9 protein-coding genes and 3 tRNA genes are annotated in these 9479 nt (G+C 71.5%); 1 reads left to right on the top strand and 11 read right to left on the bottom strand.

Annotated elements, in window-relative coordinates; genetic code table 11:
• Together Q0741_RS17530 and Q0741_RS17525 are read right to left on the bottom strand one after the other, a co-directional pair.
• Window positions 1-1631: heavy metal translocating P-type ATPase (locus Q0741_RS17530; protein WP_298234482.1), on the bottom strand; the 1631-nt coding region annotated here is incomplete at its 3' end.
• A 109-nt stretch (window positions 1632-1740) separates the two neighbouring features.
• Window positions 1741-2871, bottom strand: coding sequence for a PQQ-dependent sugar dehydrogenase (locus Q0741_RS17525; protein ID WP_298234481.1), 1131 nt, complete (start codon window positions 2869-2871; stop codon window positions 1741-1743).
• 304 nt (window positions 2872-3175) lie between these two features.
• Here Q0741_RS17525 and Q0741_RS17520 point away from each other — a divergent pair, with 304 nt between their 5' ends.
• Window positions 3176-3985 carry a universal stress protein gene (locus Q0741_RS17520; RefSeq protein WP_298234480.1) on the top strand — a complete coding sequence of 270 codons (810 nt, stop codon included), beginning with the start codon at window positions 3176-3178 and terminating at the stop codon, window positions 3983-3985.
• A gap of 330 nt (window positions 3986-4315) precedes the next feature.
• On the opposite strand, the gene Q0741_RS17515 is transcribed toward Q0741_RS17520, so the two are convergent.
• From Q0741_RS17515 to Q0741_RS17475, 9 genes are all read right to left on the bottom strand, one after another.
• Window positions 4316-4702 carry a VOC family protein gene (locus Q0741_RS17515; RefSeq protein ID WP_298234479.1) on the bottom strand — a complete coding sequence of 129 codons (387 nt, stop codon included), beginning with the start codon at window positions 4700-4702 and terminating at the stop codon, window positions 4316-4318.
• 156 nt (window positions 4703-4858) lie between these two features.
• A tRNA-Lys gene (locus tag Q0741_RS17510) sits at window positions 4859-4934 on the bottom strand.
• Window positions 4935-4982: 48 nt separating this feature from the next.
• Window positions 4983-5058: transfer RNA gene (locus tag Q0741_RS17505), tRNA-Lys, on the bottom strand.
• A gap of 24 nt (window positions 5059-5082) precedes the next feature.
• A tRNA-Lys gene (locus Q0741_RS17500) sits at window positions 5083-5158 on the bottom strand.
• A 144-nt stretch (window positions 5159-5302) separates the two neighbouring features.
• Window positions 5303-6103, bottom strand: a complete 801-nt coding sequence (locus tag Q0741_RS17495; protein WP_298234478.1) for a tRNA threonylcarbamoyladenosine dehydratase — start codon at window positions 6101-6103, stop codon at window positions 5303-5305.
• Between the two features lie 5 nt (window positions 6104-6108).
• Window positions 6109-6873 carry a tol-pal system protein YbgF gene (gene ybgF / locus Q0741_RS17490; protein WP_298234477.1) on the bottom strand — a complete coding sequence of 255 codons (765 nt, stop codon included), beginning with the start codon at window positions 6871-6873 and terminating at the stop codon, window positions 6109-6111.
• Between the two features lies 1 nt (window position 6874).
• Window positions 6875-7411 carry a peptidoglycan-associated lipoprotein Pal gene (gene pal / locus Q0741_RS17485; protein ID WP_298234476.1) on the bottom strand — a complete coding sequence of 179 codons (537 nt, stop codon included), beginning with the start codon at window positions 7409-7411 and terminating at the stop codon, window positions 6875-6877.
• 89 nt (window positions 7412-7500) lie between these two features.
• On the bottom strand, window positions 7501-8796 hold the full coding sequence (tolB, locus tag Q0741_RS17480) for a Tol-Pal system beta propeller repeat protein TolB (protein WP_298234475.1): 1296 nt from the start codon (window positions 8794-8796) through the stop codon (window positions 7501-7503).
• 195 nt (window positions 8797-8991) lie between these two features.
• Window positions 8992-9479: methyl-accepting chemotaxis protein (locus Q0741_RS17475; RefSeq protein ID WP_298234474.1), on the bottom strand; the 488-nt coding region annotated here is incomplete at its 5' end.

Genomic DNA, 9479 nt, shown 5'->3' with positions numbered 1-9479 from the left:
TCGGCCGGCCCGAGGCCCCGCTGCGCCGCCGCCGCCTGCACCGCGTGCGCCAGCGGGTGCTCGCTGTGCGCCTGCAGCGCGGCAGCCAGGGCCAGCACTTCGGCGGCATCGCCGCCGGGCACCGGCTCGCAGGCCAGCAGATCGGGCCGGCCCTGCGTCAGCGTGCCGGTCTTGTCGAAGGCCACCACCGCCAGCGCGTGCGCCACCTCCAGCGCCTCGGCGTCCTTGATCAGGATGCCGTACCGCGCCGCCACGCCCGTGCCGGCCATCAGCGCCGCGGGCGTGGCCAGGCCCAGCGCGCAGGGGCAGGCGATCACCAGCACCGCCACGGCGTTGAGGATGGCCCGCTCCCAGTCGTGCGTGGCGCCCCCCCAACCCAGCAACGTCAGCAGCGCCAGCGCCAGCACCACCGGCACGAACACGGCGCTGACGCGGTCCACCAGGCGCTGGATCGGCGCCTTGGCCGCCTGCGCCGACTCCACCAGCCGCACGATGCGCGCCAGCGTGGACTCCGCCCCCACCGTGGTGGCGCGCACCAGCAACCGGCCTTCGGCGTTGACGGCGCCGCCGGTGACGCGGTCGCCGGGCTGTTTCGCGACGGGCAGGCTCTCGCCGGTGATCAGGGATTCGTCCACCTGGCTGGCCCCTTCGACGATCTCGCCGTCCACGGCGATGCGCTCGCCCGGGCGCACCACCACCAGGTCGCCGCTGCGCACCTGCGCCAGGGGCAGTTCCAACTCGCTGCCGTCCTCGCGGCGCACGCGCGCGGACTCGGGGCGCAGCGCCTGCAGCGCGCGGATGGCTGCCGTCGTCTGGCGCTTGGAGCGCGCCTCCAGCCACTTGCCCAGCAGCACCAGCGCGATCACCACCGCCGAGGCCTCGAAGTACAGGTGCATGCCGCCGGTCAGCAGCAGGTACACGCTCAGGCCGTAGGCGGCCGAGGTGCCCAGCGCCACCAGCAGGTCCATGTTGCCGCTGCCCGCGCGCAGCGCCTTCCAGCCCGCCCTGTAGAAGCGCGCACCCAGCACGAACTGCACCGGCGTGGCCAGCAGCCACTGCAGCCAGCCCGGCAGCATCCAGTGCGAGCCCCACAGCAGCCCCACCATGGGCAGCACCAGCGGCAGGGACAAGGCCAGCGCGGCGACCACGGGCCGCGCATCGGCGGCGGGGCGGCGCGCGGCGGCGGCGCCGTTGTCCTCCGGCACGGGGAAAGCCTTGTAGCCGGCGCGCTCCACCACCTGCACCAGCGCGGCCACGTCGGGCTCGCGTGCGGCCAGCACCACCTCGGCCTGCTCGGTGGCGAGGTTGACGCTGGCGGAGATGACGCCCGGCTGGCGCGAGAGCACGCGCTCCACGCGCGCGCTGCAGGAGGCGCAGGTCATACCCTCCACGCGCAGCCGCACCGTCTGTTCGCTGACGCGGTAGCCCGCGCGCTGCACCGCCGCGCGCAGCGCCTGCAGCGGCACCGGCCCCTCGGCCTGCACGCTGGCGGCCTCGGTGGCAAGGTTGACGCTGGCCTGCCGCACCCCGGGCACCGCCGCCAGCGCCTTCTCCACCCGCGTGACGCAGGAGGCGCAGCTCATCCCTTCAATGGGCAGCGAACACACCGCCATGGCGTTGGAAGCACTCATGCCGGGGATTGTGTCGTGCCGGGGCTTTCAAGGAGCCGTCAGGCCATTGGCGCTCCCCGGGCGGCTTGACGTGCGACAAGAAGGCGGCGGGTGCATTGGCAACCGTTCGTCACCCCAGCCTCAGCACCCGCCCGTCGCCGCTGTCCGTGAGCAGCCAGATGCGCCCGTCCGGCCCCTGGCGCACGTCGCGGATGCGCTCGCCCAGGCCGGCCAGCAGCCGCTGCTCGCCCGTGACGCGTTCGCCGTCGAGCGTGAGCCGCAGCAGCCGCTGCGCCTTGAGCGTACCGATGAGCAGGCTGCCCTTCCAGCCGGGGTAGCGGTCGCTGGTGACGAAGGCCATGCCGCTGGGGGCCACCGAGGGCACCCAGGTGCGCAGCGCGGGCGCGACGTCGGCGCGGGTCTCGCCCTGGCCGATGGCGGCACCGCTGCCGTACTCGCGCCCGGCCGTGATCACCGGCCAGCCGTGGTTCTTGCCGCCGGTGACGACGTTGAGCTCATCGCCGCCCTGCGGTCCGTGCTCGTGCGTCCACAGCGCGCCGGTGGCGGGATGCAGCGCCGCGCCCTGCACGTTGCGGTGGCCCCAGCTCCAGATTTCCGGCCGCGCCCCGCGCCGGCCGAGCAGCGGGTTGTCGCGCGGCACGGAGCCGTCGGGGGCGATGCGCACGATCTTGCCGAGGTGGTTCGAGAGGTCCTGCGCGTCGTCGCGGCGCGAGAAGCGGTCGCCCAGGGTGATGAAAAGGTTGCCGTCGCGGCCGAACACCAGCCGGCAGCCGAAGTGCGCGCTGCTGGCAACCTTGGGCTCCTGGCGGAACACCACCTGGACCTCGCGCAGCCGCTCGCCGTCGAGCACGGCGCGCGCCACGGCGGTGCCGTTGCCGCGGCCGCTGGGCGCGGGCTCACTGAAGCCGAAGTAGAGGGTGCGGCTGGACGCGAAATCGGGCGCCGGCACCACGTCCAGCAGGCCGCCCTGCCCGTCGGCGTCCACGGCCGGCACGCCCTGCAGCGGCGCGCCCGGGCGCCCGTCGGCCACTACGCGCAGTCGGCCGGCCTTCTCGGTGACGAGCATGCGCCCATCGGGCAGGAAGCCCAGGCTCCAGGGCCGCTCCAGGCCGCGCGCCACGGTGGCGACCTCGGGCTCTTCGCCCTGCGCGCGCAGCGCGGGCACGGCGCCCAGGCCACCGAGCAGCGTGGCGCCCAGCAGCGCGCGGCGGGTGGGATGGCAAGGGGTAAGAGACTTCATCGGCGGTGCTCCCGCAAAGGCAGAAGCGGGTGATGGTGCGCCGGGGCGCGCGGGGCCGTGGACGGCGGGGACATGCAGCGCGACGCGCGGCGCGGCGCGGCGGCCGGAGCGCACGCCACCGTGGCGGCGCCGTCACGCTGCGCCGGGGCGCTTGATCCAGCGCAAGCGCGGCGGCGCGACGGCTTCCTAAATTGGCTTGACCCAAGGCCGGCGCGGCGATCGTCCACGACACGAACCACCTGATCGCCCCGCGCTCCACGGCGCACCGGCCCGCCCCGCAACCGCTGAAGAGGGAGACCTTTACATGAGCCCCATTGCTTCCATCCTGCTGCACGTCGATCCCTCGCCGCGCTGCGCCGCACGCATCGGCGTGGCCTCGGCGCTGGCACACCGGCTGGACGCCACGGTCACCGCGCTCTACACGCCCGCGCCGGTGCTGCCCCATGGCCGGCACCTGCTCGCCGAGGGCCAGAGCCTGGTGTTGGCGCCGACGCTGGATGCCGAGCGCCGCGCCCAGGCGCGCGCGCTGTTCGACAGCGCCGATGCCGGCGCGCTGGTGCGCTGGGCCGAGATCGACGCCGACAGGCCGGTGGTGCCTGCGTTCGTGCGCCAGGCGCTGGTGCACGACCTGGTGGTGCTGGGCCAGTTCGACCGCGACGACCCGGCCGGCCCGGGCGTGCCGGCGGATTTCGTGGAGACGGTGGCGCTGGACAGCGGCCGTCCGGTGTTGTCGGTACCTTATGCCGGCCGCTTCACCGACGTGGGGCAGCGGGTGCTGATCGCCTGGAAGCCCACGCGCGAGTCCGCGCGCGCCGTGGCCGCGGCGCTGCCGCTGCTGCAGGAGGGCGCGGAGGTGCACGTGGCGAGCTGGGGCAGCGACCCGCACGAGCTGGAGCCGCTGCTGCGCCGCCACGGCATCGAGGCCGAGTACCACCGCGAGGGCCCGGCGCCGCACGAGATCGGCGACGCGCTGCTGTCGCTGGCGGCCGACGTCAGCGCCGACCTGCTGGTCATGGGCTGCTACGGCCACAGCCGCGCCCGCGAGCTCATGCTCGGCGGTGCCAGCCGCACCGTGCTGCAGTCCATGACGGTGCCGGTGCTGTTGGCGCATTGATATCCCGGGCTGCCTCTTTATGAGGCAGCCTGGGCCGACTGTTGACGAATCAAGCACTTGCGTGCGCTGTGGGCAGCCGGCTCACAGACTTGCCCACAGAAGATGGGGACAGCCCTCAGCGCATCGCGCCTTGTTACAGGTCAGCAAAGAAACCGGAGCCGGCACGCGATATCCGATCAATTGCCGCTTTTTTCAGCACGGCAATTTGAGCCTTGGCATTTCAAGCACTTAGCAGCGGTTTATGCAGTCCGCCCACAGAGTTGTCCACAAAGGTTGGGGAAACCCTGAGACGGAATTTGTAGTCTGTCAGCGCAAAGCGACGCTTTTATTTCAGCCGCCGCCGCTGCCGTAAGGCCGGGTCAATATTTCCAGGTTGTGCCCGTCCGGATCGCTCCAATACAGGCCGCGGCCACCATCGCCATGGTTGATCTGGTTCAGGCGCCGGTGGCCCGGGTCGGCCCAGTACGGCAGTCCGCGCACGCGAATACGCTCGAAAACCTGGTCGAACTCGGCTTCGCTGAGCAGGAAGGCGTAGTGCTCGACCAACGGCACTTCGTCGCTGTCCAGAAAGTCCAGCGTCACGCCGTTGGCCAGTTCCACCGCGTGGAAAGGCCCGAATCGCACCGGCTCGCCCAGACCCAGCAACTCGGCCAGGAAGCGCGCGGACGCGGCAGCGTCGCGGGCGTGAACAATGGTGTGGTTGAGCTGGATCGCCATGGCGCTTCTCCCGCACGGCAAGGATTTGCACGCCGGTCATGCTAGGTGCGGGCCGGAAGCCCTGGCGCCAGGAGTCGCTTGAGCGATGCCTCGAAAATCGCCGCCCAAAGCAAAACAGCCTGCGGTGTTTCCACTACAGGCTGTTCGCGATTGTCTTGGTGGGCCCTGTAGGATTCGAACCTACGACCAACGGATTAAGAGTCCGCTGCTCTACCAGCTGAGCTAAGAGCCCGACATTCGCAGTACGCCGATTTGCCTTCGACTCGCGCCGAAGTTTGTCTGGTGGGCCCTGTAGGATTCGAACCTACGACCAACGGATTAAGAGTCCGCTGCTCTACCAGCTGAGCTAAGAGCCCCCGATCAAACCTCGACGCAAACGATGGTGGGTTGTGCAGGATTCGAACCTGCGACCAACGGATTAAAAGTCCGCTGCTCTACCGGCTGAGCTAACAACCCCTTCGCTCAATCAACTGCTTGATCAACCGAATCGCCGTCTGCGAAGACTTGCATTCTAGCAATGTTTTTGGGCTTTGCAAAGCGCCGAGCACTTTTTTGTGTACCCCTGCGCAGGCGGATGTCCACGCAGCGTCGGTGGCAGTCTCAGCGCCGCGCCAGTACCAGCCGCGTGAGCTCGGCCGCGGCCACCAGGCCGAAGGTGGCGGTGACGGTGACGCTGGAGCCGTAGCCGTGGCAGTTGAGGCTGCCGTCCACCGAGCAGGCGGCGTCTGCGGGCGGGCGCACGCTCTCACGCGAGAACACGCAGCGCACGCCGATGGCGCCCTTGCGCGGCGCGCCCCGCTTGCGCAGGCGCTGGCGCAGGCCCGCCAGCAGCGGGTCGTGCGTGGTGTCGGCCAGGTCTTCCACTTCCACCAGATGCGGCTGCAGCTTCCCTCCGGCCGCACCCACGCTGACGAAGGGCACGCGCTCGCGCAGCGCCCAGTCGGCCAGCGCCAGCTTGGCGCGCGACTGGTCGCAGGCGTCGATGAGCCCGTCCACCGGTTGCGGCAGCAACGCCGGCCAGTTGCCGGGCTCGACGAAGTCCTCCACGCCGTGCACCACGCAGCCCGGATGGATGTCGGCGATGCGCCCGCGCAACGCCTCCACCTTGGCCATGCCCACCGTGGTGCCCAGCGCCTGCACCTGGCGGTTGATGTTGGACTCGGCCACGTGGTCCAGGTCGATGAGCGTGAGCGAGGCCACGCCGCAGCGCGCCAGCGCCTCCACCGCCCAAGAGCCCACGCCGCCCACGCCCACCACCGCCAGCCGCGCACCGCGCAGCCGCGCGTAAGCCTGCTCGCCATGCAGGCGGCGCAGCCCGCCGAAGCGGCGCTCGTCGTCGGCCTCGTCCAACGGACCGGCCCCGGGCGGCAGGTGCTGCACGTCGCCTTGGGCCGCCGCCATGGACGTCACTTCAGCGCCGCCAGCCGCTCGCGGCCAGCCACCGCCGCTTCGGACTGCGGGTACTTGCTCACCAGCTCGTTGAGCGTGGCGCGCGCGCCCCGGGTGTCCTTGGCCTCGGCCTGCGCATTGGCCGCGGCCAGCAGCGCCTCGGCCGCGCGCGGGTGCTGCGGCGAGGCCGCGACGAAGGCGCGGAAGGTGGCGATGGCTTCCTTGTATTCGCGCTTGCCGTACTGGGCGTTGCCCAGCCAGAAGCGCGCGGCGTCGACATAGCCGCTCTGCGGCCAGCGCTTGAGGAAGGCACCGAAGGCGTTGGCGGCGCCGGCGAAGTCGGCATTGCGCAGCAGCGCCACGGCCTCCTCGTACTGGCGCTTCTCCTCCGGATCGGCGCTGAACTCCTTGCCGTCGAGCGTGACCTTCTGCGGCTCGAACTTGCGCATGCGCTCGTCCACACCCTGCGCGATGTCCTTCTGGCGGCGCTGCAGCTCGGCCAGGTCGCGCGCGAGCTGCTCGTTGGAGCCGCGCAGCGTAGCCATCTCGGCGCGCTGGGTTTCGAGCTGGTTGTTGAGGTCCACCAGGCTGCGGCGCAGCTGCGTGAGCTGCTCCTGCATCTGCGCGTCCAGCGCCTTCTGCGCCTTGGCGGCCTCCTCGACCTGCTTGCGCAGCTCCAGGATGGCGCGCCGCGCTTCGTTGTCCGGAAAGATCTCGGCACGCGCCGCGGGCAGCGCCAGCGCCAGCGCCGCCGCCAGGGCCAGGAAGCGCGGGGTGTGCATGTCAGCGGTCCTTGATCTCGGCGCGACGGTTCTTGGCCCAGGCGCCTTCATCGCTGCCCTGCACCGCCGGACGCTCCTCGCCGAAGCTCACCGGCTCGATCTGCGCGGCGTTGACGCCCAGCAGGCTCATGGAGCGCGCCACGGCCTCGGCGCGCTTCTGGCCCAGCGCCAGGTTGTACTCGCGGCCACCGCGCTCGTCCGTGTGGCCCTCGATGCTCACGCGCTTGCTCTTGTCGGCGTTCAGCCGCTTGGCCTGCGCCTCCACCACCGGGCGGTACTCGTCCTTGACCACGAAGCTGTCGAAGTCGAAGTACACGACGCGCGGCGCATTGGCCGCCGCGGCGTTCGGGTCCACGCTCACCGTCGTGACCTGCGACTGCGGCGCGCCGCCCGCGCCGGCACCGGCACCGGCGTTGGCGTCGGCCGCCACGGGCGTGCGCGTCTCCACCGGGGTCTCGTTGAGCTTCACGCCGGAGGCGCAACCGGCCAGCAGGGCCGCCGCCGCCAGCGCACCCAGGCTGCCACGCATTGCATTCATCGTTTCCACTCCTTGACGAAAAAATAAAAGGAATTCTGACCCAAAGCCCGCGGCGCCCCGCCAAAGGCGGCGCCGTCACGGTTGCAGGCTCAACGGCCGAAGGGCCCCCACACGGGCTCGCGCACGTCCAGGCCCGAGGACAGCAGCCGCGTCTTGATGCGGCCGTCCAGCGTGGTGGTCATGAGCACGTCGCGCCCGCCGCTGCGGGTGGCGTAGATGATCAGCCGGCCGTTGGGGGCGAAGCTGGGGCTCTCGTCGTCCGAGGTGTCGGTGAGCGCGCGCACGTCGCCGCTGGCGAGGTCCATCACCATCAGCTTGAAGGCGCCGCCCTGGCGCGTGATGTAGGCCATGGAGCGCCCGTCGGGGCTGATGGCGGGGCTGATGTTGTAGCCGCCGTTGAAGGTCACGCGCTCCGGGCTGCCGCCGCTGGCCGCCATGCGGTAGACCTGCGGGCTGCCGCCACGGTCGCTCACGAAGTAGATCTGGCGTCCGTCGGGGCTGAACACCGGCTCGGTGTCGATGGCGGAGCTGCTGGTCAGGCGCCGCACGTTGCCGCCGCCGCGGTCCATCACGTGCAGCTGCGAGCCGCCCTCGCGCGAGAGCGTGACGGCGAGCTGGCCGCCGTCGGGCGACCAGGCCGGGGCGCTGTTGCTGCCGCGGAAGTCGGCCACCTTGCGCCGCGCGCCGCTGGAGATGTCCTGCACCCACACCACGGCCTTCTGCGTCTCGAAGCTGACGTAGGCCAGTTCGCGCCCGTTGGGCGACCAGGCCGGCGAGATGATGGGCTCGGGGCTGGCCAGCGCGACCTGCCCGCCCTCGCCGTCGGCGTCCGTGACGCGCAGCGTGTAGCGGCCTGCGGCGCGCGTGACGTAGGCGATGCGGGTGGAGAACACGCCCTTCTCGCCCGTGAGCTTCTCGTAGATGGCGTCGGCCACGCGGTGCGCGGCCAGCCGCAGGTCGGCGCTGGGCACCGCGTAGGCCTGGCCGCCCAGGTCCTCGCCCTTGACCACGTCCCAAAGCTTGTGGCGCACGTCGAAGCGGCCGTCGGCCAGGCGGCTCACCGAACCCAGCGCCAGCGCGTCCACGTTGCGGCCCTTCCACTCGCTCATCACCGGCAGCGAGCCCTCGTCGAGCACGCCCGGCGCCTCGATGGCGCGGAACAGCCCGCTGCGTTCCAGGTCGGCGCGCACGATCTCGCTGATGGGCTGGCCGCCGAGTTTTTCATCACGAAAACGCGCGATGGCGATCGGGATCTGCGTCGCGCCGACGCCGCTGATCTCGACACGGAACTGCGCCAGCGCCGGCGCACCCGCCGCCGCGCCGAGCGCGGCCAGGACGGCACGCCGCCGCCAGTGGGGGCGGCTCAAAGCATCAGGTGTGGTCATGAAGGGAGGCAGGCAGCCAAAAGCCGCCGATTCTAGGCAAGCGAGGCACCGGGCCTGGCGGCGCTCCACGAAGCTCTGCCACAGGACAATCCGGTCCTGCCAGGAGGCTCCCGCTTTCGCGGGCATGACGGCGCAAGGTGTGTAGCGCCCTGGCTACGGGTTACAACCTGAACGTACTTTCCCCGGACAGCCTCGCTACGCCATCGCCGCCGCGCGCCCCGCCACCCCTTCCGGCAGCCGGAATGCCGCCACCGCCTGCACCAGCTGTTCGGCCTGCTGCTGCAGGCTGCTGGCCGCGGCGGCGGATTCCTCCACCAGCGCGGCGTTCTGCTGCGTGGTGCGGTCGAGCTGCGTCACGGCCTCGTTGATCTGGCCGATGCCGTCGGCCTGCTGGTTGGTGGCGCTGTTGATGTCGGCGATGAGCTGCCGCACGCGCTCGACCTGGCCCACGATCTCGCCCATGGCGTGGCCGGCCTGATCGGCCAGCGCGCTGCCGGCCTGGACCTTGGTCAGGCTCTCCTCGATCAGGCCCTTGATCTCCCGCGCCGCCCCGGCCGAGCGCTGCGCCAGCGTGCGCACCTCGCCGGCCACCACCGCGAAGCCGCGCCCGGCGTCGCCGGCGCGCGCGGCCTCCACCGCGGCGTTGAGCGCCAGGATGTTGGTCTGGAAGGCGATGCCGTCGA

This window comes from uncultured Azohydromonas sp., from assembly GCF_937926365.1.
Taxonomy (GTDB): Bacteria; Pseudomonadota; Gammaproteobacteria; order Burkholderiales; family Burkholderiaceae_C; genus Azohydromonas.
The sequence above is the reverse complement of the archived record's forward strand: the minus strand, read 5'-3'. Positions and strand labels throughout refer to the sequence as shown.